Below are 25,358 nucleotides of genomic sequence, written 5' to 3'. Positions count from 1 at the left end.
GGAGCGGCACCGCGGACCGTGGCTGTCCTCGGACACCGGCACAATCACGTCCATGTTGGAGACCTCGGCACGACTGCTCCGCCTGCTCTCCCTGTTGCAGGCCCACCGCGACTGGTCCGGCGCGGACCTCGCCGAACGGCTCGGGGTCACCCCGCGCACGGTCCGGCGCGACGTCGACCGGCTGCGCGGGCTCGGCTACCCCGTCAACGCCACCCCCGGCACCGGAGGCGGCTACCAGCTCGGCGCGGGGGCCGAGCTGCCGCCGCTCCTCCTCGACGACGACGAGGCGGTCGCGGTCGCCGTGGGCCTGCGCACCGCCGCGGGCCAGGGCGTCGAGGGCATCGGCGAGACCTCGGTCCGCGCCCTGTCCAAGCTCGAACAGGTGCTGCCGAGCAGGCTGCGCCGCCGCGTCGGCGCCCTGCACGCGTACACCGTGCCGATGCTGCGGACCCCGCAGCCGCAGGGCGTCGACCCGGCGGTCCTCACCGAACTCGCCGACCTCTGCCGGGACTGTGAGCGGCTGCGCTTCGACTACCGCGACCACGAGGGCACGTCGACCCGCAGGACCGTCGAACCGCACCGCCTGGTCTGCACCGAGCGGCGCTGGTACCTCGTCGCCTGGGACCTCGACCGCGACGACTGGCGCACGTTCCGCGCGGACCGCATCGAGCCGAGGCCGCCGCACGGGCCGCGCTTCGCGCCGCGCACCCCGCCCGCCGAGGATCTCGCCGCGTACGTCGCGAAGGGCGTCTCCACGCGCGTGTACGCCACCCACGCCGTGGTCCGGCTCCTCGTCCCGCTCGCCGAGGCGGCCCAGCGGATCACGCCCGCCGACGGCACCCTGGAGGCCGAGACCGAGGAGACCTGCCTGCTGCACACCGGCGCGACGAGCCTGGACGTGATGGTCTTCCATGTGCTGTTCATGGGCTTCGAGTTCGACATCGTCGAGCCCTTGGAGCTCGCCGACCGGGTCAGGTCGGCGAGGGACCTCCTGAGCCGGGCCCTGGACCGGGGTGCTCGGTCTGCGGGTCCTGACGCGGCCGGTCCTGGTCCCGCGCCTCGAACGCCGCGTACTCGGGATGGTGCAGGTCGAACGCAGGGGACTCCGAGCGGACCCGGGGCAGCGTGACGAAGTTGTGCCGCGGGGGCGGGCAGGAGGTCGCCCACTCCAGGGAGCGGCCGAAGCCCCAGGGGTCGTCGACGTCCACCTTCTTGCCGTACTTGGCGGTCTTCCAGACGTTGTAGAGGAACGGCAGCGTGGACAGGCCGAGCAGGAACGCCCCGATGGAGGAGACGGTGTTGAGCACCGTGAAGCCGTCCGCCGCCAGGTAGTCGGCGTACCGCCGCGGCATGCCCTCGGCGCCCAGCCAGTGCTGGACCAGGAACGTCGTGTGGAAGCCCACGAAGAGCGTCCAGAACTGGATCTTCCCGAGCCGCTCGTCGAGCATCTTGCCCGTCAGCTTCGGCCACCAGAAGAAGAAGCCGCCGAAGGTCGCGAAGACGACGGTGCCGAACACGACGTAGTGGAAGTGCGCGACGACGAAGTACGAGTCGGTGACGTGGAAGTCGAGCGGCGGCGAGGCCAGGATGACACCGGTCAGGCCGCCGAAGAGGAAGCTCACCAGGAAGCCGACTGCCCACAGCATGGGCGTCTCGAAGGAGAGCGAGCCCTTGAGCATCGTGCCCGTCCAGTTGAAGAACTTCACGCCCGTCGGCACCGCGATGAGGAAGGACATGAAGGCGAAGAAGGGCAGCAGGACCGCGCCGGTGGCGAACATGTGGTGCGCCCACACGACCACGGAGAGCCCGGTGATGGCCATCGTCGCGCCGACCAGCGGCAGATAGCCGAAGATCGGCTTCCGGCTGAAGACCGGGATGATCTCCGTGATGATGCCGAAGAACGGCAGCGCGATGATGTAGACCTCGGGATGCCCGAAGAACCAGAACAGGTGCTGCCACAGCAGCGCACCGCCGTTCTCCGACGCGAAGACGAGCGAGTGGAAGCGGCGGTCGGCCTCCAGGACCAGCAGCGCGGCGGCGAGCACGGGGAACGCGATCAGCACCAGGATCGACGTGAACAGCACGTTCCAGGTGAAGACCGGCATCCGGAACATCGTCATGCCGGGCGCGCGCATCCCGATGATGGTGGTCAGGAAGTTCACCGCGCCGAGGATCGTGCCGAAGCCGGAGAGCGCGAGCCCCATGATCCACAGGTCGGCGCCGATGCCCGGCGAGCGCTCCATGCTGTTGAGCGGGGCGTACGCGAACCAGCCGAACGAGGCGGGCCCGCTCGGCACGATCAGCGAGCCGATGACCATCAGGCCGCCGAAGAGGAACAGCCAGTACGAGAGCATGTTCAGCCGTGGGAACGCCACGTCGGGCGAGCCGATCTGAAGCGGCATGATCTCGTTGGCGAACCCCGCGAACGTCGGCGTCGCGAAGAGCAGCAGCATGATCGTGCCGTGCATGGTGAAGGCCTGGTTGAACTCCTCGTTGCTCATCAGTTGCAGCCCGGGGCGGGCCAGTTCGGCCCGCATGAGCAGGGCCAGCGCGCCGGCGAGGAGGAAGAAGACGAACGACGTGATCAGGTAGAGGTGCCCGATCTTCTTGTGGTCCGTGGTGGTCAGCCAGTCGACGACCACCCGGCCGGGGCGCTGCTGCCGCACCGGCCGTCCGGTCTCCCGCGCCGTCTCGGTCCCCATCGCTCGCCCCTTCGCCGTCGCGTCCCGGGCCCCGCTCGCAGGCTGTTCGAAGCTCACGCCATGATGCTCGCGTCGCGGCGGGTTCGACAGGGGGCGTACGTCGGTTCCGGGTGACCGGTGAGCGGACACCGATGCCGGAATGCGTAATTCCCCCATGCGCCGTCACATCCCGTGCGGGCGCCCGGATTCGGAAATGCGGAGAGTTCGTAAAGACCCCTCCGCCTCATTCGGGCAGCGCTTTTCCGGGGGTGGGGAAGGGACGGGGAAGAAGCCTTCCGAGTGACGTGAAGACGCCGTCGAATTACGTCGGTAGAAGGACGGAACCGCCCGTTCGTGTGACGGAGTTCGGCCGAAACACACGTGCTGATCCTGTGACAGAAGCGTGACCGGAGAGGTACCGGTGACGCATGGTGTGCGCCTGACGGGCTTCCCCCGTCGGTGCCGCGCCGCCTAACGTGGCGGCCATGGCACCTATTCCGACCCCTCCCACCGAGCCCCAGGACAGCCCGGACAGCTACGTGGGCCTGACGGCCGACGCGGCCGGGCAGCAGGCGCGCGAGCGCGGCTGGTCCACCGTCAGATCGCTGCCCCCGGGCTCGATCATCACCATGGAGTACCTCGCGGGACGGCTCAACTTCGAGGTCGAGGACGGCGTCGTGAAGCGCTGCTGGAAGGGCTGAGGCGCACATACGGCGGAAGGCCCCGGTTCCTGAATGAGGGAACCGGGGCCTTCGCGGTGCGGGGGGTGGGCTGTGCGTACCGGCCCCCGCCGTCCGTGGGGTCAGCCGCCCGCCAGCGGGCGGGCCGGCGTGGTGCCGCGGGTGACGCGGTCGGAGTGCGGCGGGCGGCGGCTGCCCGCCGGGGTGACCGGGGTGCGCTCGGAGCGGGCCGTGTGCGGGCCCGGGGCCAGATAGGCCGCGGGGCGGCCGCCGCGGGCGGCGCCGACCGGCTCGCGCGCGGGCGCGCTGTCGTCCGCGGCGGGCCGCTGCGGCACCATCGCGGGGGCGGCGCCGACCGGCGACGACGCAGGCTCGGGCACCGTGATGATCTGGGTGCGGCGGGCCCGCCAGGAGTCGCGGAGGCGGAAGATGCCGGCCTCGACCCGGGCGATCAGCGACTCGAACCAGGGCAGCGCAAGCAGGATGAGCAGGCCCGCGGCCCAGCCGAGGAAGACATCGCTCAGCCAGTGCGTACCGAGGTAGACGGTGGTGAGGCCGACGCTCAGCGAGACCACCGCGGACAGGGCCGACAGATAGCGGCGGGTGCGCGGGGTGGAGGCGAGATAGGCCAGGATTCCCCAGGTCACGACGGCGTTGGCGGTGTGGCCCGAAGGGAATATATCGCCGCCGAGCCACATCTCGTTCGAGCCGATCGCGGTGGCGTAGTGCGGGCCGAGGCGGCCCATGCCGAGCTTGGCGGCGCCGACGGTGACGTTCAGCAGGAGGAGCGAGGCGCCGAACATCAGGAGCGGGCGCAGCGTGTGCTGGCGCCAGGAGCGCCAGCCGAGCCAGGCCGCGACCATGACGGCGGTCGGGCCGCGCTGGCCGAGGACGACCCAGTAGTCGAGGAACGCGTGGATCTCCGGCCACTGCTGGTAGGGCCGGAAGAACATGACCTGCCAGTCGAACCGCACCAGCCACGAGGTGGTCAGCACGGCGACGACGATGGCCAGGTAGAAGGCCAGGGTCGCGCCGAAGAGCACGACCCTGTGCCGGCTCATCCTCGGCATGGTGAGGTGGGCCGGTCGTTCCGGCTCACGGTCCAGCCGGGCGAAGACCCGGTCAAGACGGGTGAGGTTTCGTTCGGTACGCACCCAATCGACGTTACAGCGAGTGAGTGCGGCACTAGGCCGAATCAGTGGCTTTGTGATGACGATGTGATGTGGGATTGATCTCAGGAAGAGGTTTATTCCTCATGGTTTCTTTATTGTGTGCCGACCGCTTACCCAATTCGTTGATCATTTCCGGTGCTGTTTTATAGCCCTTTTGAATTGGTTCACCGGGGGCTGGTGCGGAATTTCCCGTTCGATCACCGGCGGGCCGCCGAAATGATCATGACGTGATCAGGGCGGCCCCGAGCCGTGCAGCCAGAACGCCCCGTAGACCGCGCTCACCACCGCCACACCGCCCAGGACCAGCGCCGACCTGGACGTACGCAGCCGGGCCAGCGCCACCGCGACCGGCAGCAGGAGCGGGAACGCGGGCATCAGGAGCCGCGGCTTCGAGCCGAAGTAGCCGGCCGCGCACAGGGCGAGCACGACGACGATCCCGCAGTAGACCAGCAGCGGCACGGGCTGCTTTCCGCGTACGCCGAGGACGTACAGCCAGACCACCGCGGCGACACCGGCGATGAGGCCGAGGCCCGCGAGGGCGCCGGGGACCGACGTGAACTTCTCCCCGACGAACCGCGCGAACGCATAGCCGAAGTCGAAGCCGTTGCCCCACCCCGCCTGGACGTCGAGATAGCCGAAGAGACCGCCCCCGGTGCGGTGGCCCACCCACAGGACGTAGCCCGCGGCGCCGAGCGGAGCCAGGACCACCCCGAGGAGCATGCGCCCGCCGGCCCGCCGCTCCCGGTACACCCGCACGGCCACCGCCACCCAGATCGCGGCGACCACCGCGGCGCCCACCGGCCGGGTCAGCCCCGCACACGAGGCGAGCAGACCCGCCGCCACCCAGCGCTCCGTGAGCACCGCGTACAGCGACCAGGCGGCGAGCGCCGTGAACAGGGACTCGCTGTACGCCATCGACTGCACGATGCCGACCGGAAGCACCGCCCACAGCGCGGCCGCGCAGATCCCCGCCCGCCCGTCTCCCGCCACCGCCCTTCCAAGGCCGCGCTTCGCGCCTTCTTCTTCGCGCCCGTACACGTGGTCGGCGACCGCGAAGATCCCCGCGGCGGCGAAGAGCGACGCGAGCCAGCTCACCAGGAGACCCGCGTCGGCGTACGACAGCGGACCGACCGCCGCGACGAGCCGTTCCAGCCAGGGCAGCAGCGGGAAGAACGCGAGGTTCGAGTGGACGCTGCCGTCCGGGAGCGTCACTTCCCAGCCGTATCCGTGCTCGGCGACGCGGGTGTACCAGAGCGAGTCCCAGCGGGCGGTCAGCAGTGTGTGCGGACTGCGGCCGGCCACCGCGCCCCACACCGCGAGGACGGCGAGGCCCAGCGCACGCACCCCGGCGTACACGAGGACCGCGGGCGCCGCGCGGCGCAGCGCGCGGCCCGCCGGGGACGGCGTGCGGTGTTGATCAAGATCGGTCACGGGCTCGATTATCGGCCGTGGGGCCGGCCGGATGCCTCCGCGGGGCGCGGCCGGGCGCCTCCACGGGCGGGCTCGGACGCCTCCACCGGGCGGGCTTGGACGCCTCCACCGGGCGTGGCCGGGAAGTGACGGCGTGGTGCACACCACACCGCATCCGTACAACCGTGAGAGGTCCGCCACGCGCCTCAGGCGTGGACTCGCGTACTCTGACGGCTCACTCGCCTTGTCTGTGCCGCCGGAGCAGGGAGTTCCCATCCCGCAGGCCGCTGTCGCGAGGGACCACTGGGAGGTACGCACATGTCCGGGACGACCACGGCCGCAGCACCGCAGGGCCGTCGGGGATCCGGGGCCGGTGCCGGGGCCAACCGCTGGGTCGTGCTCGTCGTCCTCTGCGTCAGCCTGCTGCTCGTCGCCGTCGACGCCACCGTCCTGCACGTCGCGGTGCCCGCGGTCACCGAGGACCTGAAGCCCGGCGCGATCGAGCTGCTGTGGATCGTCGACATCTATCCACTGGTCTGCGCCTCGCTCCTCATCCTCTTCGGCACGCTCGGCGACCGCGTCGGCCGCAGACGCGTCCTCCTCCTCGGATACGCCCTCTTCGGCGTCGCCTCCGCGGTCGCGGCCCTCTCCGACAACGCGCAGGTCCTGATCGCGGCCCGCGCGCTGCTCGGCGTCGGCGGCGCGATGATCATGCCCGCGACCCTGTCGATCCTGCGCCAGGTCTTCCCCGACCGCCGCGAGCGGGCCCTCGCCATCGGCATCTGGAGCGCGGTGGCCGCGGTGGGCGCCGCCGTGGGACCGCTGCTCGGCGGGTTCCTCCTCGAACACTTCTGGTGGGGCTCTGTCTTCCTCATAAACATCCCGCTGATGCTGGTCAGCCTCCCCATCGGGCGCTGGCTGCTGCCCGAGTCGACCGGTGACAGGAACGGGCCGTGGGACGTCGTCGGCGCACTGATGGCCGCGGGCGGGCTCTTCGGCCTCGTCCTCGGGGTGAAGCGGCTCGGCGGCGGTGAGTCGCCGCTCGGTGCCACGACGCTGCTCTCCCTCGCCGTCGGCGGCGCCCTCCTCGTCGGCTTCGTCCGCCGGCAGCGGCGGCGCGAGCACCCACTCGTCGACCTGTCGATGTTCACGCGGCCCGCGTTCAGCACGTCGGTCGGCTGCATCGTCCTCGCCATGCTCGCCCTCGTGGGCCTCGAACTGATCGCCGCGCAGTACCTCCAGCTCGTGCTGGGGCTCTCCCCCCTGGAGACGGGGCTGCGGCTCGTGCCGCTCACCGTCGCCGCGATGGCCGCGGGGCTCGCGGGCTCGAAGATGCTCGGCGGCCTCGGGCCGCGCACGATGGTCTGCGCCGGGTTCTGCCTGACCGCGGCCGCCGTGCTGCTGCTCACCGGCATGGGCACCCACGCCGACGACACGCTGCTCCTCGTCGGGTTCGTGCTGCTCGGCTTCGGTCTGGAGACCACGCTCTTCGGGGCGTACGAGTCGATGCTGAGCGAGGCGCCGCCGGCGCAGGCGGGCGGTGCGGCGGCGATCGGCGAGACCTCGTACCAGTTGGGCGCGGGCATTGGCATCGCGCTGCTCGGCAGCGTCATGAACGCGGCGTACACGCCGGGGCTCTCCTCCGTGCCCGGGGTGTCCGCGGCGGACAGTGCCGCGGCGGGGCACTCGCTCGGCGAGGCGTACGAGGTCGCGGCGCGGCTCGGGGGGGATTCGGGGGCGGCGCTGCGGGCCGCTGCGCGGGACTCCTTTGTGCACGGGCTGCATGTGACGCTGCTTGTCAGTGCGGGGTTGTTGCTGGTTGGGGCGGTGGCGGCGTTGCGGTTGCCTCGGGGTATGGAGTGCGGGGAGCCGCCTGCGGGGCGGCTTGAGCAGGGGGTGCCGGGGCCTCGGGACCCGGCGCGGGTCGGGGCGGGGGTCTCCTCGTCCTCGTCCTCCTCCTCCGTGGATGCGTGAGCCTCTTTGGCGGGGTGGGTGGGTTCTTTGGGTGCGGTTGGGTTGTGGCTGGTCGCGCAGTTCCTCGCGCCCCTGGGTGGGCTGGCCTGGTTCTATGGGTGCGGATGGGTTGTGGCTGGTCGCGCAGTTCCCCGCGCCCCTGGGGGGCTTGCCCGTGTTCCTCGGGTGCGGGTCGGTTGTGGCTGGTCGCGCAGTTCCCCGCGCCCCTGACGGGGCCGCCGGCCCCGCGCTCCTGACGGGCCCGCGCCCCCGGCACCCTGACGGGGCCGCGCCCCCGTGTCCTCACGGGCCCGCGCCTCCGTGTCCTGACGGGGCCGCGCCCCGTGTCCTGATGGGGCCGCGCCCCTCGCGCCCTGGCGGGGCCGCGTCCCCCGTGCCCCGCCAGGGCCGCGCCCCGCGCCCCTGGCGGGGCCGGGTGGGGGAGTCTGGACGGGAAGGTGTGGGCGTCGTAACGTCGGCGCGAGTTGGAGTGGATTAGCGCTGCTAGTTTTGTGTGTCCGGAGGTTCGCATGTCCGTAAGTGCCCGCACCCCGCTGCCGTCGTTCGATCCCGCCGATCCCCTCGGGATTGATGACCTCCTCGGCCCGGAGGACCTCGCGATCCGTGACACCGTCCGGACCTGGGCGGCCGACCGGGTCCTGCCGCACATCGCCGACTGGTACGAGAGGGGCGAGCTGCCCGGGATCCGTGAGCTGGCGCGGGAGCTCGGCTCCATCGGGGCCCTCGGCATGTCGCTGGAGGGGTACGGGTGTGCGGGGGCCAGCGCCGTGCAGTACGGACTCGCCTGTCTGGAGCTGGAGGCCGCCGACTCCGGCATCCGCTCCCTCGTCTCCGTGCAGGGTTCCCTCGCCATGTACGCGATCCACCGCTTCGGTTCCGAGGAGCAGAAGCAGCGGTGGCTACCGGGCATGGCCGCCGGCGAGATCATCGGCTGCTTCGGGCTGACCGAGCCGGACCACGGCTCCGACCCGGCGTCCATGTGGACCCACGCCAAGAAGGACGGCACCGACTGGGTGCTCAGCGGGCGGAAGATGTGGATCACCAACGGCTCGGTGGCCGGGGTCGCCGTCGTCTGGGCGCAGACCGACGAGGGCATCAGGGGATTCGTCGTACCGACCGACAGTCCCGGTTTCTCCGCGCCCGAGATCAAGCACAAGTGGTCCCTGCGCGCGAGTGTCACCAGCGAACTGGTCCTCGACGAGGTGCGGCTGCCGGCGGATGCCGTGCTGCCCGGGGTGAGCGGCCTCAAGGGGCCGCTGAGCTGTCTCTCCCATGCCCGCTACGGCATCGTCTGGGGCGCCATGGGCGCGGCCCGCTCGTGCTTCGAGGCGGCCGTGGAGTACGCGAAGAGCCGTGAGCAGTTCGGCCGGCCCATCGGCGGTTTCCAGCTCACGCAGGCCAAGCTCGCCGACATGGCGGTCGAACTGCACAAGGGCGTTCTGCTCGCCCATCACCTGGGACGGCGCATGGACGCGGGCCGGCTCCGTCCCGAGCAGATCAGCTTCGGCAAGCTCAACAACGCCAGGGAAGCGATCGAGATCTGCCGCACGGCCAGGACGATCCTGGGCGCCAACGGCATCTCGCTCGAGTATCCCGTCATGCGGCACGCGACCAACCTGGAGTCGGTGCTCACCTACGAGGGCACCTCCGAGATGCACCAACTCGTACTGGGCAAGGCGCTCACCGGTCTCGACGCCTTCCGGTGACCGGCCCCGTGCCGACCCGGACTCCGATGAGCCGCCCTGCCCCTAGCTCTGATTGAAGAAACCGTCCGAGGGGCGACTCACGGCCTCGCCGTTGACGATCTGGGTGTCGGCGGGGGTGAGCAGGAAGACCCGCGTCGCCACGCGCTCGATCGAACCGCGCAGGCCGAAGGTGAGGCCGGCCGCGAAGTCGACCACGCGCTTGGCGTCGGTGGGCTCCATGGACGTGAGGTTCATGATGACCGGGACGCCGTCCCGGAAGAGCTCGCCGATGTGCCGCGCGTCCCGGAAGCTGTCCGGGGTCACGGTGCCGATCCGCTGCCCGTGGTCCTGGGCCGGCTCGCTCGCCACCCGCGCGCGCGGGTCCGTGACCCAGGCCTCCGGCTGGTCAGGTCCCTCGGCCCGGTCGTCTTCGTAGCCGTCGTCGTAGTAACGCTCGTCGTTGTTGTCGTCGACGAGGCCAAGCCAGGCACTCGCCTTGCGCACCGATCCCATGGACGCCTCCTCTCGCAGCGGTTTCCCTGAATTCCGCATCCCTATCGTCGTCCATGATGCGGATGATGCGCCAAGTGGATAGTCGCCGCGCGGGGTTTTCGTGACGGTACTGGTGCAGAGTCAACACGCCGATGTGCGGTGCGCTCCAAGGGTCGGACTGTGCACGGCTGCTGACTGTGAGTGAAATATGATTGTTCACGGCGTATGGGTGACGGCCGGTGCGTACGGGTGAACGAGCCGATGGCTACGATGCCGGGGTTGATCGCACACGGGCCGCGGCGACCACGGACAGTTCGCCCGCGTCGTCACCAACTACGACGGGCTCGTCATCTCGGTTCTGACGGAAGCTCAGGCCGAGCGGTCGACCGGTTGGCGGCGCACCGCGGGGCCCTGCCCGCTGAGGGGAATGCGGACCGCCTCCGTGGCCCAGGGGGAGGGGGCGCGGCTCGCCGCCGCCGTCTCGCTGGTGCTCGCTTCGGCGAAGGTCCGCGACGATGTCGTCGACGGCGACGGACTGCTGGCGCGCAGGCCGGTGGCCGTCGCCGCCCGGCGCGTCGCCAGGAAGTGGGACCGGGCGGGCGCGCGGACCGGCGCCGACGTGGGGTTCGACACCGCCGTCCTGGTCGACGCCGTCGAACGGCAGGCCGGTGTCGAGGCCTTGACGGGGCCCGTCAGCTCGCTGCTCACGGTCACCGAGCCGACCGAGACCGCGACCGCCGCCGCCTTCGCGCACACCGCCGTGCTCGCCGGGCGGCCCGGCAACGCGGAGCCGCTCGCCGAGGCGGGCCGGCTCTTCGGCAGGCTCGCCCACCTCCTCGACGCCGTCGAGGACAGGGAAGCTGACGCCGCGTCGGGAGCGTGGAACCCTCCCCCAAGCTCTTAAGGAGCAGGGGGGACCCCCAACCGCGACCGGCACGTCACTCGCCGAGGCGCGCCGTCTCGCCGACGACGCGCTGCACGGCATCCGGCTCGCGCTGCGCGACGCCGAGTTCACCGACGGCAAGCCGGCGCACATGCTGCTCGCGCACGAGCTGGGCACGTCGATCGACCGGGCCTTCGGCACCGTCGCGTGCGGGCACGCGCATGAGGTGACGGCTCATCAGGGTGGCTTCTTCGGGCCGCCGCAGCAGGGCGGGCCGTACGGGGCGCCGCCCGCCAGTGGCCCGTACGGATCGCAGAATCCGTACGGGGGTGGGGTGCCCGGCGGCCCCGGTGGACCGGTCGGCCCCGGTGGCTCGGGCGGTCCCGGTGGCTTCGGTGGTGGGCCCGCCTTCGAGCCGCAGCCCCCGAAGCCCGGCAGGCGCGGCTTCTGGGCGGGGTGTGCCGTCGCCATCGGGCTCTGCTGCACCTGCAAGATGTGCTGCGCCGACCAGTACGAAGGGCCCTGGTCCCGCAAGAAGCGCGAGGGCTGTTGCAGCAACTGCGGCGACTGCGACTGCGGCTGCTGCGGCATCTGTGAGTGTTGCTCCTGTTGTGACTGCGGCCTCTGAGCGGGGCGTCCGAGCGGACGTATGAGGGGAGGGGGTGTCACCGCTCGGACGGAGGAGCGGTGACGTACGCGTGTGAAGGCAGGGGCGACGGCGCGCGTCGGCGCGGACGTCGGACGTACGCGGAAGACCGGCCGGCCCGCGGCAGGAAAGAGAAGAAAAGGAGCGAGCCCGGGACGGGCTCGGCGCGCGGCGGGTCGGCTCAGGAGGGCATCAACAAGACGCCGACCACACTCGACCGAAGTCGATGTGGGAGCGCGTGACCAGCCACTGCTGCGAATGCATGGGCCAAGTGGAACAGGCATCCGTATCCGCGTCAACTGCCGTGAGACGTACGGCTCATATGCTGGACGGCCTTGACAGTGCGCGTGCAGGGGCCCGTAATCTCAAGGCGGACCGTGCTGAGGGGCTCGGTCCGCGTGAAGGCGTCACCCGTGTTCGATCTTCTGTATCCACGGAGCCTTCCGCATGTCCTCCGCCACCCTCGCCCCCCTTCCCGCCCCCGCCCGAGCGGCGACCGCCCCGCCGTCCCACTCGCTGGTCATCGTGGGAGCCGGGCCCCGCGGCACCGGAATCCTGGAGCGCATCGCCGCCAACGCGCCCTCGCCGTACGGGGGAGCGGGCCTGGACATCCACCTCGTCGACCCCTACCCGCCGGGCGGCGGGCGCGTCTGGCGGCACGACCAGTCGCCGCTGCTCTGGATGAACTCGCAGGCCCAGGACGTCACGATGTTCACCGACGACACGGTGGAGGTGGCGGGGCCCGTCCGGCCGGGGCCCGCCCTGCACGAGTGGACCGGGCGTGACGGGCGCGCCTTCCTCGCACGCCGCGAGCAGAGCGCCTATCTGCGCTGGGTGTACGAGAGGGCCGTGGCCGCCCTGCCCGCGGGCGTCACCGTCCACCACCACCGGCGCAGGGCGCTGCGCGTCACCGGAGCACACGACACCCGCCAGCACGTGCTCCTCGAGGGCGCCGACGAGCCGCTCACCGCCGACCTCGTCATCCTCGCCCAAGGGCACCTGGACGCCGAACCCGACCCGGAACAAGCCGAGTTGGCCGCGTACGCCGAGCGCAACGGACTCGTGTACCTGCCGCCCGACTTCACCGCCGACAGCGACCTGTCGCGGCTCGCGCCCGGCGCGCCCGTCGTCGTGCGCGGCTTCGGCCTCGCCTTCGTCGACCTGATGGTGCTGCTCACCGAGGGGCGCGGCGGACGGCACGAAGGTGACACGTACCACCCGTCGGGCCGTGAGCCCGTCCTGTACGTCGGCTCGCGGCGCGGCGTCCCCTACCACTCGAAGATCGGCTACGACTGGGGGCCCGGTGAACGCCCGCCGCTGCCGCGCTACTTGGGGCCGGCCGAGATCGACGGGCTCCTCGCCCGGCCCGGCGGGTTCGACTTCCGGCGGGACGTGTGGCCGCTCGTCGAGAAGGAGCTGGGCTTCGCCCACTACCACCGCCTCTTCACCGCACACCCCGAACGCACCCGGGCCGCCTGGACGGACTTCGACGAGAAGTACGAGGCCTGCGACCCCGGCAGCCCCGCACTGGACGCCCTCGTCGCCTCCGCCGTGCCCGACCCCGCCGACCGGCTCGACCTCACCGCGCTCGACCGCCCCCTGTCCGGAGTGCGCCACACCTCGTACGCGGCGCTCCAGGACGGGCTGCGCCGCCATGTCGCCGACGACCTCGCGCGCCGGCACGACCCCGGACACAGCCCCGACCTCGCCGTCTTCCACGGCCTCCTCTCCGTCTACGGACAGCTGGTGCGGCTCGGCGACGTGGGGCCCTGGTGGCACGGCTTCTTCAGCAGCCTCGCCTCCGGGCCGCCGGGACCCCGGCTGAGGCAGCTGCTCGCGCTCTCCCGCGCCGGAGTCGTGCGGTTCCTCGGCGCGGACGTCCGGGTCGACGCCGAGGGCGGGGTGTTCCGCGCGCGGAGCCCCACCCTGCCCGGCCAGGTCACCGAGGCCCGCGCGCTCGTCGAGGCGCGGCTGCCGCAGCCCACCCTCGCCCGCACCCGCGACCCGCTGCTGCGCGCCCTGTACGCCGAGGGCGCCGCGTCCACCGAGGCCGGGCTGCTCGCCGTCGACCCGGCCGACGGGCGGGTGCTCGACCGGGCCGGCGCGGCACACCCGCGCCGGTTCGCGCTCGGCCCGCACACCGACGCGCGCGGCGCGGGCGCGTTCACCCGGCCGCGCACCAACAGCCCCACCTTCCGGCAGAACGACGCCACCGCGCGCGCCGTACTCGACTTCCTGCACACCGCCACCCGGACCGGAGAAACCCGTGCCGCGGCCCAGTGATCCCCTCCCAGGTCCTTCAGGAGCCCCCCATATGCCTGCACCGCACACCCTCCACCTCGCCGTCGCCATCGACCGGCCCGAGGCCTACGAAGCCGACGCCTACACCGAGCCCGCGCTGCTCGCCGAGCGCGGGGCGATGGACTTCGTGACCCTCCACGACTCCTTCGCGCGGCCCGGTCCCGACGCGCTCGCCGTGGCCGCGCGGATCGCGCCCCGCACCGGACGCATCGGCCTCGTGCCGACCGTCACGACCACCCACACCGAGCCGTTCCACGTGCAGGCCGCCGTGGCGACCCTCGACTGGGTCAGCCACGGGCGGGCCGGCTGGACGGTCGACGTGTCGACGACCGAGGCCGAGGCCCGCCTCTTCGGACGGCGCCGCGCCGCGTCCCGCGAGGAGCTGTGGCGCGAGGCCGGTGAAGTGGCCGACGTCGCCGCCCGGTTGTGGGACAGCTGGGAGGACGACGCGGAGATACGGTCCGTGTCGACCGGCCGCTTCATCGACCGGGACAAGCTGCACTACGTCGACTTCCGGGGGCGCGGCTTCTCGGTGCGCGGCCCGTCCATCGTGCCGCGGCCGCCGCAGGGCCACCCCGTGCGGGTGGTCGACGCGACCGCCCCGCAGGCCCGTGAGACGGCCGCCCGGTACGCGGACGTCGCCCTGGTGCGGGTCGCGTCCGTCGAGCGGGCCGACGCCGCGCGGGCCGAACTGCGGGGCCTCGCGGCCCGGTCGGGGCGCGATCCGGGGACGCTGCTGGTGTTCGCCGCCCTCCACGTCGACCTCGGCGGCGGGGAGCACGCCGCGGAGCCGGGGCACGGGGGCGGGCCGCTGCCCACCGCCGAGGGGCCCGCCTACCGCGGCGGGCCCGTCGACCTGGCCGAGCTGATCGCCGACTGGCACCGCGCGGGCGCCGTCGACGGCTTCCACCTCACGCCCGCGGAGCCGCGCCGTGACCTGGAGCGGCTCGTCAACGGCACCGTCGCGCTGCTCCAGCACCGCGGCCTGTTCCGCACCTTCTATCCGGGCAGCACGCTCCGCGAACACCTGGGGCTCGCCCGGCCCGCCAACCGTTACGCCGCGCTCACGGGGGAGCCCTCATGACCCATCGACCCCTCAGAACTCATCGACCCCTTCGGTCCCGGTCACCCAGGCAGGTGCACCTGGCCGCCCACTTCCCGGGCGTCAACAACACCACCGTCTGGTCCGACCCGAGGTCCGGCTCGCACATCGACTTCTCGTCCTTCGAGGCGCTCGCCCGCACCGCCGAGCGCGGCCTCTTCGACTTCTTCTTCCTCGCCGAGGGGCTGCGGCTGCGCGAGCACAAGGGGCGGATCCACGACCTGGACGTGGTCGGACGGCCCGAGTCGCTGACCGTCCTGACCGCGCTCGCCGCCGTCACCGACCGGCTCGGCCTGGCCGGCACCGTCAACGCGACCTTCAACGAGCCCTTCGAACTGGCCCGCAGATTCGCCTCCCTCGACCATCTGAGCGCGGGCCGCGCCGCCTGGAACGTGGTCACCACCTCGGACGCCTTCACCGGTGAGAACTTCCGGCGCGGTGGCTACCTCGACCGCGCCGACCGGTACACGCGCGCCGCCGAGTTCCTGGCGACGGCGCGCGAGCTGTGGGACTCCTGGACGCCGCAGGGCCGGCCGCGGCCCTTCGCGCACCACGGCGAACACTTCACGATCGAGGGCCAGTTCACCCTGCCGCGCTCCCCGCAGGGGCACCCCGTGGTGATCCAGGCGGGCGACTCCCCGGAGGGGCGGGAGTTCGCCGCGTCGGCCGCCGACGTCGTCTTCACGCGGCACGGCACCCTGGAGGCCGGGCGGGAGTTCTACGCCGACGTGAAGGGGCGCCTCGCCAAGTACGGGCGGGCCGCCGACGACCTGAAGATCATGCCCGGCGTCACCTGCGTCCTCGGCGACACCGCCGCGGAGGCGCAGGAGAAGGCCGCCGAGATCCGCCGCAAGCAGGTCTCCCCGCAGAACGCGATCCTCGCCCTGGAACAGGTCTGGGGCGTGGACCTCTCCGCGTACGACCCGGACGGGCCGCTGCCCGACATCGACCCGGACCCGCACTCCCAGCTGGTCCAGGGCCGGGTGAAGACCGGCGACCCGGTCGCCGTCGCCGCGAAGTGGCGGGCGCTCTCCGAGGCCAAGGGGCTCTCCATCCGCCAGACCGTCATCGAGACCACGGCCCGCCAGTCCTTCATCGGCACCCCGGACCAGGTCGCCGCCGACCTGACGGAGTCCGTGCGCACCGAGGCCGCCGACGGCTTCATCCTGGTGCCGCACCTCACCCCGGGCGGCCTCGACGACTTCGTCGACCAGGTGGTGCCGCTGCTCCAGGAGCGCGGCGTGTTCCGCACGGAGTACGAGGGCGCGACGCTCCGCTCCCACCTCGGGCTGCCCGAGCCCGTATGGAAGGGTTGATCACCATGACGGACGACGCACAGGACTGGAAGCGCTGGCACGTGCAGCGGACGGAGACGGTGTCGGCCCCCTACGGGCCGCTCTCCCTCACCGGCACGCACTGGCTCGCGGACCACCCGGACGGACACCTGCCGGGCATCCCCGGGCACTGGGCCCCGGCGGCCGACGCGGTGGTCCTGACCGCCGGGGAGGACGACGGCCTCACCGTCGACGGGCGGCCCCCGGCCGGAGAGGTCCGGCTGGCCGCCGACAGCGGACCGGTCGCCGGTGCCCGCGTCGCGCACGGCGGGCGCTGGCTCGTCGTCATCCGGCGCGAAGGCCTCTGGGCGGTCCGCGACTTCGACCCGGACGCCGCCGCCCGCCGCGCCTTCCGGGGCATCGACGCCACCGCGTACGACGCCCGCTGGGCCGTGCCGGGCCGCTTCGTCCCGTACGCCGGGGAGCGCACCGTCACGGTCCCCAACGCGGACGGCAAGGAGCGCGGTCTCGGCCTCGGCGGTGAACTCTCCTTCCGCCTCGGGGGAGCCGAGCACACCCTCCGGGTGAGCGTCGAGGCGGACGGATCGCTCTGGGCCGTCTTCGCGGACGCCACCAGCGGGACGTCCAGCTACCGCTTCCGCTTCCTGCGGCCCGCCGCGCCCGACGCGGAAGGCCGCACCACCGTCGACTTCAACCGGTCACTGCTGCCGCCGTGCGCCTTCGCCGACCACTTCGTCTGCCCCTTCCCGCCGCCGGGGAACACCCTGGTCACCGAGGTCGCGGCGGGAGAGCGGAACCTTCTCGGCCGCTGAACAGGGGCCGGGCCGTGCCCGTCGGGCACGGCCGAAAGGCGCCCTTGTGCGGCTCGTGTCCGCCCCTCAATACTCCCGAGCAGCGCTTGTCAGGAGCACGGCGTAACCGGAATCCGGGCTTGCTCTTTGGCTGCGCCTCACGGGTCCTCAACCCACAAGGACCCACTGACTTCCCTCGGGAGGGAACAACGTGAGGATCAAGCGCACCATCCCCCACAGTGGCACGGCGAGACGCACCCGCCTGCTCGCCATGGCCACCGGACTCGTCGCCGCCGGAGCGCTCGCCGTGCCCGCGGCCAACGCGCAGGACGGCATGGCGTCCTTCAGCGCGTCCCAGCTGGAGCAGGCCAGTGACGCCGTCCTCGACGCCGATGTCGCGGGCACCGCCTGGGGTGTCGACCCGAAGACCAAGCAGGTCGTGGTGACCGCCGACAGCACGGTCTCCAAGGCCGAGATCGACCGGATCAAGGACGCGGCCGGGACCAACGCGGACGCCCTGAAGATCGAGCGCACGCCGGGCAAGTTCCAGAAGTACATCTCCGGCGGCGACGCGATCTACGCGAGCAGCTGGCGCTGCTCCCTCGGCTTCAACGTGCGCAACAGCGCGGGCGCCTACTACTTCCTGACCGCCGGGCACTGCACCGACGGGGCGACCACCTGGTACGCCAACTCGGCGCGGACCACCGTGCTCGGCACCACGTCGGGCTCCAGCTTCCCGACCAACGACTACGGCATCGTGCGCTACACCAACAACTCGATCACCAAGTCCGGCACCGTGGGCAGCCAGGACATCACCCGCGCCGCCGACCCCACCGTCGGGCAGAACGTCACCCGGCGCGGCTCCACGACCGGTACGCACAGCGGCCGCGTCACCGCGCTGAACCAGACGGTCAACTACGGCGGCGGCGACGTCGTCTACGGCATGATCAGGACGACGGTCTGCGCCGAGCCGGGCGACAGCGGCGGCCCGCTGTACTCGGGCACCACGGCGCTGGGCCTGACCTCCGGCGGCAGCGGCAACTGCTCGTCGGGCGGCACGACCTTCTTCCAGCCGGTCACCGAGGCGCTGCGCGCGTACAACGTGAACGTCTACTGAGGTCGAACGTCTACTGAGGTCAGCAGAGTCGAAAGCTGTGGCCAGCAGTGGGTGAGCCCCCGTCCGGACACCGGGCGGGGGCTCGCCCTCGTCCGGGGGGAGGGCTACCTTCGAAGGGAACGCCCGACACGCCCAATTCGGACCCCGGGGGGCCGGCATGGTCGAGGAGCTGGTGGCGGCGGGGCTGACCCTCGGGTCGGCCGGAGTGGTCTACGCGGCGGCGGCGGCGCGCGTCGTCAAGCAGTACGAGCGGGGCGTGGTGCTGCGCCTCGGCAAGCTGCAAAGCTCCGTGCGCGGGCCGGGGTTCACCATGATCGTGCCGTTCGTCGACCGGCTCCACAAGGTCAACATGCAGATCGTCACGATGCCGGTGCCGGCGCAGGACGGCATCACGCGCGACAACGTCACGGTCCGGGTCGACGCGGTCATCTACTTCAAGGTGGTCGACGCCGCCGAGGCGGTCGTGCAGGTGGAGGACTACCGCTTCGCGGTCTCGCAGATGGCGCAGACGTCGCTGCGCTCCATCATCGGCAAGAGCGACCTGGACGACCTGCTCTCCAACCGCGAGAAGCTCAACCAGGGCCTGGAGCTGATGATCGACTCCCCGGCCATCGGGTGGGGCGTGCAGATCGACCGCGTCGAGATCAAGGACGTGTCGCTGCCCGAGACCATGAAGCGATCCATGGCCCGGCAGGCCGAGGCCGACCGCGAGCGGCGCGCCCGCGTCATCAACGCCGACGCCGAGCTCCAGGCCTCCAAGAAGCTCGCCGAGGCCGCCCACGAGATGGCCGAGGAGCCCGCAGCGCTCCAACTCCGGTTGCTTCAGACCGTGGTGGCCGTCGCCGCCGAGAAGAACTCCACCCTCGTGCTGCCCTTCCCGGTGGAGCTGCTCCGCTTCCTGGAGCGGGCCCAGCAGGCCCTGCCGCACCAACAGCCGCCGCGTGTCGCGGAGTCCGCGGAGTCCGGGGAGTCGAGAACCGGACAGGACTAGTCCGCACGGGCCGACGCCCGTTGCTCGCGCGGGGTGTTTGCAACGGGAACCGGCGTCGTGTGACCGGGCTCACTCGACGTACGGGGGGCGCACTGTCGATCTCGCGTGCGCGTCCTGAAGTCGACCTTGTGTGCTACCGGTTGGCCTCGGGATAGTGGAAGAGGCAACTTTGGCATGGACGCGGCTTTTTCAGCGTGACAACTCCGTGCGCTGCACCCTTGCGGCCCGTCAGGCCCCCACGCCCGGCGAGCCGTTCCCCCCACAGGAGGTCGTGAGCTTTGAAGCACCGACGCATACCCAAGCGGCGTGCCGCCGTGGCAGGCGCGGGCATCGCCGCGCTCGTCACCGCGGGCATCACCTTCCAGACTGCGAACGCGAGCGAGAGCTCCCCGACGCCCACACCGGACACCCTCTCGGTGGCACAGGCCGGAAAGCTCGCCTCGTCCCTCGCCGAGGAGCTCGGCACGGACGCCGCGGGCACGTACTACGACGCGCAGGCCTCGGCCCTCGTCGTGAACGTGCTGGACAAGAGCGCCGCCGACACCGTCGAGTCGGCGGGCGGCAGGGCCAGAATCGTGCGGAACTCCCTCGCCGAACTGAAGAGCGCCCGCGCGACGCTCGACGAGAAGGCCGCCGTGCCCGGCACCTCATGGGCGATGGACCCGGCCGCGAACAAGATCGTCGTCACGGCGGACCGCACGGTCGGCGGCGCGAGGCTCGACAAGGTCGCCTCGATCGTCAGGAGTCTCGGCGGCAAAGCCGAACTGAGGCGCAGCAAGGGCGAGTTCAAGGCCTTCCTCGCCGGTGGCGACGCGATCTGGGGCGGCAGCTCGCGCTGCTCCCTCGGCTTCAACGTCGTCAGGGGCGGCGAGCCGCACTTCCTGACGGCCGGTCACTGCGGCAACGCGGTCAAGAGCTGGTCCGACTCGCAGGGCGGCCCGGAGATCGGCACCACGGAGGAGTCGAGCTTCCCGGGCAACGACTACGCCCTCGTGAAGTACACGGCCGACACCCCGCACCCCAGCGAGGTGAACCTCTACGACGGCACCTCCCAGCCGATCACCCAGGCCGGGGACGCCACGGTCGGTCAGGAGGTGACGCGCAGCGGCAGCACCACGCAGGTCCACGAGGGTGAGGTCACCGCGCTCGACGCGACGGTGAACTACCAGGAGGGCCGGGTCGACGGTCTGATCCAGACCACCGTCTGTGCCGAGCCCGGTGACAGCGGCGGCGCGCTCTTCGCCGGCGACACCGCGCTGGGGCTCACCTCGGGCGGCAGCGGTGACTGCTCCACCGGCGGGGAGACGTTCTTCCAGCCGGTTCCCGAGGCGCTGAGCGCGTACGGGGCCGAGATCGGCTGAGGCGGGCAGAGCCGGGCAGGACGCCTTGAGCCCCGCCCCCGTGAAAGCGGGGGCGGGGCTCTTCCGTGCCCGGTCCGACGGCTACGCGATGCCTCTGCCGTAGTTCGTGCCGCTCAGGTCGATGGAGCCGCTGCGCGTCCTGCGCCGGGTGGAGAGGGCGAGGGTGACGACGACGCCGAGGACCGCCCAGGCGGAGAGGACGAGGAGCGGCCGGGTGACCGAGTTCCCGTCGAAGTACGCGATGGAGCGTGCCACCCAGGTGCCGGCGCCCGGCGGCAGCCAGGGCCCGATCGCCTGCCAGAAGGGCGGCAGCATCGGCAGCGGGAAGGCACCGCCCGCGCTCGGGTTGCCCGCGATGACGACGAGGAGGACGGCGAGGCCGATGCCGACGATGCCGGTGAGCGCCTGGAGGGCGAGCGTGATCGCGCCGACCCCGAAGATCACCAGGGCGCCGAGGCCCCACAGGCCGAGGACGCTGCCCGGCAGGGCGCCGAGGATCGGTCCGATGATGACCGCGCCGCCGAGCCCGCCGACGATCGAGTAGAGCGCCATGGTGCCGAGTCTGATGACGGCGCGCGGCACGTTGGCGGCCCGGGAGCCCGCGCTGATCGCGAGGATCGACGCGCACAGATAACCGCCGACGCACCAGCCGACGACCAGGTAGAAGGACGAGAGGCCGTTGAAGTCCTGGTTCGACGCGGCGGCCACGTCGTCGGCCTTCACTGTGCGCTTCTGGGCGGCGTCGGCCTCGGAGACGAGCTCGGTGAGGGTCCTGGACAGGGCGGTGCCGCCGCCGGAGGCGACCAGGAGGGTGTCGGTGGTGCCGCGCGGGTCGACGAGCAGGGCGCCGTCGATGTCGCGGTTCATGATCTGGCGGCGGGCCGTGGCCTCGTCCTTGAGGACGCGGGGGTCGAGCGGGTCGCCGGGGAGCTTGTCGAGGCGGTCGGCCGTCTGCTCGGCCGCGGGGCCCGGGGCGACGACCCCGAAGGGCACGTCCCTCGGCTCCGGATGGTGCAGGGCCCCCACGTAGGAGGCGATGAACAGCAGTTGCAGGGCGAGTACGCCGATGACGAGCAGGGCTGCTCGCGGGGTGACGGCGCTCTTCAATTCATCGGCGAACCTCATGCCCTCACGCTCCGGGTCCCGGGGTGTTTCCGCAGGTGGGATGGGCCGAACGGACGACGGTACGGGCGGTCGGGCACGCCGGACCAGTGAATCGAACGTGTGTGTCGTACGTAAGTTCGAAACTGGTCTATGGTGGAGGCGGGGGATGTGAGAACGGATCGATTTCAGGGTTTCAGGAGGTGCGTGTGCCCGGGTTCACGCATCTGCACACCGTCTCCGGGTTCTCCCTGCGGTACGGCGCCTCGCACCCGGAGCGGCTCGCCGAGCGCGCCGCCGAGCGGGGCATGGACGCCCTCGCCCTCACCGACCGGGACACCCTCGCGGGCACCGTGCGGTTCGCCAAGGCCTGCGCCAAGGCGGGTGTGCGGCCGCTGTTCGGGGCCGAGCTCGCGGTGGGGGCGCCCGCCCCGGCCAAGGGCGAGCGGCGCCGGGCCCCCGTGCGCGGCGGTGCCTTCATCGACGAGTCGACCCCGCGCGTGACCTTCCTCGCCCGGGACGGCGCCGCCGGCTGGGCCGCGCTCTGCCGCCTGGTCACCGCCGCGCACCGCGACGGCGCGGCTCAGGGACAGAAGCAGGGGCAGGGGCAGCCCGTCCTGCCCTGGCAGGAGAACCACGGCGAGGGCCTCACCGTGCTGCTCGGCCCCGCCTCCGACGTGGGCCGCGCGCTCACCGCGGGCCGCCCCGACCGGGCCGCCCGCCTCCTCGCCCCCTGGCGCGAGCGGTACGGCGACGCGCTGCGCCTGGAATCCGTCTGGCACGGCCGCGAGGGCACCGGGCCCGGCTCGCTTCGCCTGGCCGCGCGGACCGTCGGCTTCGCCGCCGAGCAGGGCGTGCGCCCCGTCCTGACCAACGCCGTGCGCTACGCCGACCCCGGCCAGGGCCCCGTCGCCGACGTCCTCGACGCCGCCCGCCGCCTCGTCCCCGTCGACCCGACCAAGGAACTCGACAGCGGCGAGCGGTGGCTGAAGGGCGCGGACGCCATGCTGCGCGCCGCCGAGCGCGTCGTCGAGGCCGCGGGCTTCCGCCGCGACACCGCCCACCGCCTGCTCGAACAGACCCGGGCGACCGCCGCCGAGTGCCTCGTCGACGCCGAGGACCACATCGGCATCGGCTCCGTGCGCTTCCCCGAGCCCCACCTGGTCGGCGCCGGGCGCCGCACCGCGCAGCGCGTCCTCGCCTCGCGCGCGGCTGCCGGCATGGTGCTGCGCGGCTACGACTCCCGGCGCGAGTACTGGGAGCGCATGCACCACGAGCTGGACATCATCGACCACCACGGCTACGCCTCGTACTTCCTGACCGTGGCGCAGGTCGTCGACGACGTGCGCGACCTGGGCATCCGGGTCGCGGCGCGCGGCTCCGGCGCCGGGGCCCTCGTCAACCACCTCATCGGCATCGCGCACGCCGACCCCGTCGAGCACGGGCTGCTCATGGAGCGGTTCCTGTCCAAGCGGCGGCACGTCCTGCCGGACATCGACATCGACGTCGAGTCGGCCCGCCGCCTGGAGGTCTACCGCGCGATCATCGGCCGCTTCGGCGCCGAGCGCGTCGCGACGGTCGCCATGCCCGAGACCTACCGGGTCCGCCACGCCGTGCGCGACGTGGGCGCCGCCCTGTCCATGGACCCGGCCGAGATCGACCGGATCGCCAAGGCCTTCCCGCACATCCGCGCGCGCGACGCCCGCGCCGCGCTGGAGGAGCTGCCGGAGCTGCGGGCGGTCGCCGAGGAGCTGGGCGACCGCAAACGGCTCTGGGAGCTGGTCGAGGCGCTCGACGCGCTGCCGCGCGGCGTCGCCATGCACCCGTGCGGGGTGCTGCTCTCCGACGCCTCACTGCTCGCCCGTACGCCCGTGATGCCGACCAGCGGCGAAGGGCTGCCCATGTCGCAGTTCGACAAGGACGACGTCGAGGACCTCGGCCTGCTCAAGCTGGACGTCCTCGGGGTGCGGATGCAGTCGGCGATGGCGCACGCGGTGACGGAGGTCGAGCGGGCCACGGGGGAGCGGGTCGACCTGGACGCGGTGGAGCCGGGTGACCCGGCGACGTACCGGCTCATCCAGTCCACCGAGACGCTCGGCTGCTTCCAGATCGAGTCGCCGGGCCAGCGCGACCTGGTCGGGCGGCTCCAGCCCGCGACCTTCCACGACCTGGTGGTCGACATCTCGCTGTTCCGCCCGGGACCGGTCGCCGCCGACATGGTGCGGCCCTTCATCGAGGCCAGGCACGGCCGCGCGCCCGTCCGCTATCCCCACCCCGACCTCGCGGAGCCCCTGAAGGAGACGTACGGCGTCGTCGTCTTCCACGAGCAGGTCATCCAGATCGTGGACATCATGACCGGCTGCGGGCGCGACGAGGCGGACCGGGTGCGGCGCGGGCTCTCCGACCCCGAGTCGCAGGGCCGGATCCGCTTCTGGTTCGCGCAGCAGGCGGCGGCCAGGGGGTACGACGCGGAGACCATCGGCCGCACCTGGGAGATCGTCGAGGCCTTCGGGTCGTACGGCTTCTGCAAGGCGCACGCGGTGGCCTTCGCCGTGCCGACGTACCAGTCGGCGTGGCTGAAGGCCCATCACCCGGCCGCGTTCTACGCCGGGCTGCTCACGCACGACCCCGGGATGTACCCGAAGCGGCTGCTGCTCGCGGACGCGCGGCGCCGGGGGGTGCCGATCCTTCCGCTGGACGTGAACCGGTCGGCGGTCGCTCACCGTATCGAACTGGTGTCCGGTTCGGAGGGGGCGCCGGACCGGTGGGGGCTGCGGCTCGCCCTCGCCGACGTGCACGGCATCAGCGAGGCCGAGGCCGCGCGGATCGCCGACGGGCAGCCCTACGCCTCGCTCGTCGACTTCTGGGAACGGGCCAGGCCCGCCAAGCCGGTCGCGCAGCGGCTCGCCCAGGTCGGCGCGCTCGACATGTTCGGCGCCAACCGCCGCGACCTGCAACTGCACCTGGCCGAGCTGCGGCGGGGCGCACGCGGCGCCGCGGGCGCCCAACTGCCCCTGGCGGGCGGGCGGAAGACGGCACCCGCGGGCCTGCCCGACCTGGACGACGCGGAGCGGCTCAGCGCCGAACTGGGCGTCCTCGGCATGGACTCCTCGCGCCACCTCATGGCCGACCACCGCGCCTTCCTGGACGAGCTCGGCGCCCTCAGTGCCCGGCGGCTGCGCGAGGCCGAGCACGGCGCGACCGTCCTGGTCGCGGGCGCCAAGGCCGCCACGCAGACCCCGCCGATCCGCTCCGGCAAGCGCGTCATCTTCACCACCCTGGACGACGGCACGGGCCTGATCGACCTGGCCTTCTTCGACGACGCCCACGAGCGGTGCGCGCACACCGTCTTCCACTCCTGGCTGCTGCTCGTGCGCGGCGTGGTGCAGCGCCGCGGGCCGCGCAGCCTCAGCGTGGTGGGCGCGGCGGCGTGGAACCTGGCGGAGCTGGTGGAGCTGCGCGAGGAGGGCGGCCTCGACGCGGTGGCGCGGCGCTTGGCGGAGGCGGGTCCCAAGGGGGAGGAGGCGGGCGAGAACCCGGCCGGTGGCCGCCGCATCCGGCTGGCCAACGGGTACGAGATGCACCCCTGGGCGGACCTGCGCCCGGCGGGTGAAGGGACGGCATCGACACGGAAGCTGTGGCACCAGAGTCCGGGGAGCGCGGGATGAACGACGGC

16 protein-coding genes and 2 pseudogenes are annotated in these 25,358 nt (G+C 72.4%); 13 read left to right on the top strand and 5 right to left on the bottom strand.

Going from position 1 to position 25,358, the window contains the following annotated elements; genetic code table 11:
- Positions 1 to 52 precede the first annotated feature (52 nt).
- A complete protein-coding gene (locus ACZ4Z4_RS17155) occupies positions 53 to 1,129 on the top strand; it encodes a helix-turn-helix transcriptional regulator (protein ID WP_468327570.1) in 1,077 nt (358 codons plus the stop codon).
- A gap of 1 nt (position 1,130) precedes the next feature.
- Here the strand turns inward: ACZ4Z4_RS17155 and ctaD are convergent.
- Positions 1,131 to 2,702, bottom strand: a pseudogene (gene ctaD, locus ACZ4Z4_RS17150) (aa3-type cytochrome oxidase subunit I); the annotation flags it as partial.
- 464 nt (positions 2,703 to 3,166) lie between these two features.
- On the opposite strand from ctaD, the gene ACZ4Z4_RS17145 reads away from it, so the two are divergent.
- Positions 3,167 to 3,382, top strand: a complete 216-nt coding sequence (locus ACZ4Z4_RS17145) for an I78 family peptidase inhibitor (protein WP_468327568.1) — start codon at positions 3,167 to 3,169, stop codon at positions 3,380 to 3,382.
- A gap of 101 nt (positions 3,383 to 3,483) precedes the next feature.
- Here the strand turns inward: ACZ4Z4_RS17145 and ACZ4Z4_RS17140 are convergent, their stop codons facing one another.
- Together ACZ4Z4_RS17140 and ACZ4Z4_RS17135 are read right to left on the bottom strand one after the other, a co-directional pair.
- Complete coding sequence (locus tag ACZ4Z4_RS17140) at positions 3,484 to 4,515, bottom strand: phosphatase PAP2 family protein (protein ID WP_468327566.1); 1,032 nt, start codon at positions 4,513 to 4,515, stop codon at positions 3,484 to 3,486.
- A 249-nt stretch (positions 4,516 to 4,764) separates the two neighbouring features.
- Positions 4,765 to 5,964, bottom strand: coding sequence for a hypothetical protein (locus ACZ4Z4_RS17135; RefSeq protein WP_468327564.1), 1,200 nt, complete (start codon positions 5,962 to 5,964; stop codon positions 4,765 to 4,767).
- 297 nt (positions 5,965 to 6,261) lie between these two features.
- On the opposite strand from ACZ4Z4_RS17135, the gene ACZ4Z4_RS17130 reads away from it, so the two are divergent.
- Together ACZ4Z4_RS17130 and ACZ4Z4_RS17125 are read left to right on the top strand one after the other, a co-directional pair.
- On the top strand, positions 6,262 to 7,917 hold the full coding sequence (locus ACZ4Z4_RS17130; protein ID WP_468327562.1) for an MFS transporter: 1,656 nt from the start codon (positions 6,262 to 6,264) through the stop codon (positions 7,915 to 7,917).
- Between the two features lie 509 nt (positions 7,918 to 8,426).
- On the top strand, positions 8,427 to 9,623 hold the full coding sequence (locus ACZ4Z4_RS17125) for an acyl-CoA dehydrogenase family protein (RefSeq protein ID WP_468327560.1): 1,197 nt from the start codon (positions 8,427 to 8,429) through the stop codon (positions 9,621 to 9,623).
- 42 nt (positions 9,624 to 9,665) lie between these two features.
- On the opposite strand, the gene ACZ4Z4_RS17120 is transcribed toward ACZ4Z4_RS17125, so the two are convergent.
- Entirely contained in the window at positions 9,666 to 10,115 is a 450-nt protein-coding gene (locus ACZ4Z4_RS17120) for a cell division protein SepF (RefSeq protein WP_365358353.1), read from the bottom strand.
- 328 nt (positions 10,116 to 10,443) lie between these two features.
- Between ACZ4Z4_RS17120 and ACZ4Z4_RS17115 the strand changes: the two are divergent.
- The 8 genes and pseudogenes from ACZ4Z4_RS17115 (at position 10,444) to ACZ4Z4_RS17080 (ending at position 20,581) form a co-directional block, all read left to right on the top strand.
- Positions 10,444 to 11,605 (top strand): annotated as a pseudogene (locus ACZ4Z4_RS17115) (DUF5685 family protein).
- A gap of 465 nt (positions 11,606 to 12,070) precedes the next feature.
- Complete coding sequence (locus ACZ4Z4_RS17110) at positions 12,071 to 13,906, top strand: FAD/NAD(P)-binding protein (RefSeq protein WP_468327558.1); 1,836 nt, start codon at positions 12,071 to 12,073, stop codon at positions 13,904 to 13,906.
- Between the two features lie 31 nt (positions 13,907 to 13,937).
- A complete protein-coding gene (locus tag ACZ4Z4_RS17105) occupies positions 13,938 to 15,008 on the top strand; it encodes an LLM class flavin-dependent oxidoreductase (protein WP_468327556.1) in 1,071 nt (356 codons plus the stop codon).
- A complete protein-coding gene (locus tag ACZ4Z4_RS17100) occupies positions 15,005 to 16,342 on the top strand; it encodes an NtaA/DmoA family FMN-dependent monooxygenase (protein WP_468327554.1) in 1,338 nt (445 codons plus the stop codon). Before ACZ4Z4_RS17105 ends, ACZ4Z4_RS17100 begins: the two co-directional genes overlap by 4 nt.
- Positions 16,343 to 16,347: 5 nt before the next feature.
- A complete protein-coding gene (locus ACZ4Z4_RS17095) occupies positions 16,348 to 17,133 on the top strand; it encodes a DUF1684 domain-containing protein (RefSeq protein ID WP_468327552.1) in 786 nt (261 codons plus the stop codon).
- Between the two features lie 190 nt (positions 17,134 to 17,323).
- Positions 17,324 to 18,229 carry a S1 family peptidase gene (locus ACZ4Z4_RS17090; RefSeq protein ID WP_468327550.1) on the top strand — a complete coding sequence of 302 codons (906 nt, stop codon included), beginning with the start codon at positions 17,324 to 17,326 and terminating at the stop codon, positions 18,227 to 18,229.
- A 157-nt stretch (positions 18,230 to 18,386) separates the two neighbouring features.
- Positions 18,387 to 19,220: a slipin family protein gene (locus ACZ4Z4_RS17085; protein WP_468327548.1), complete on the top strand. Its 834-nt coding sequence runs from the start codon at positions 18,387 to 18,389 to the stop codon at positions 19,218 to 19,220.
- A 278-nt stretch (positions 19,221 to 19,498) separates the two neighbouring features.
- The gene (locus tag ACZ4Z4_RS17080; RefSeq protein ID WP_468327547.1) at positions 19,499 to 20,581 is read left to right on the top strand and encodes a S1 family peptidase; all 1,083 of its coding nucleotides are present in this window, start codon (positions 19,499 to 19,501) and stop codon (positions 20,579 to 20,581) included.
- Positions 20,582 to 20,662: 81 nt separating this feature from the next.
- Here ACZ4Z4_RS17080 and ACZ4Z4_RS17075 read toward each other — a convergent pair whose 3' ends face one another.
- Positions 20,663 to 21,706 (bottom strand): ABC-2 transporter permease, encoded by a 1,044-nt coding sequence (locus ACZ4Z4_RS17075; protein WP_468327545.1) that lies wholly within the window; start codon positions 21,704 to 21,706, stop codon positions 20,663 to 20,665.
- Between the two features lie 185 nt (positions 21,707 to 21,891).
- Between ACZ4Z4_RS17075 and ACZ4Z4_RS17070 the strand changes: the two genes are divergently transcribed.
- Entirely contained in the window at positions 21,892 to 25,350 is a 3,459-nt protein-coding gene (locus ACZ4Z4_RS17070; RefSeq protein WP_468327543.1) for a DNA polymerase III subunit alpha, read from the top strand.
- Positions 25,351 to 25,358 lie beyond the last annotated feature (8 nt).

It is taken from the genome of Streptomyces sp. NPDC030245 (assembly GCF_055572995.1).
The sequence above is the reverse complement of the archived record's forward strand: the minus strand, read 5'-3'. Positions and strand labels throughout refer to the sequence as shown.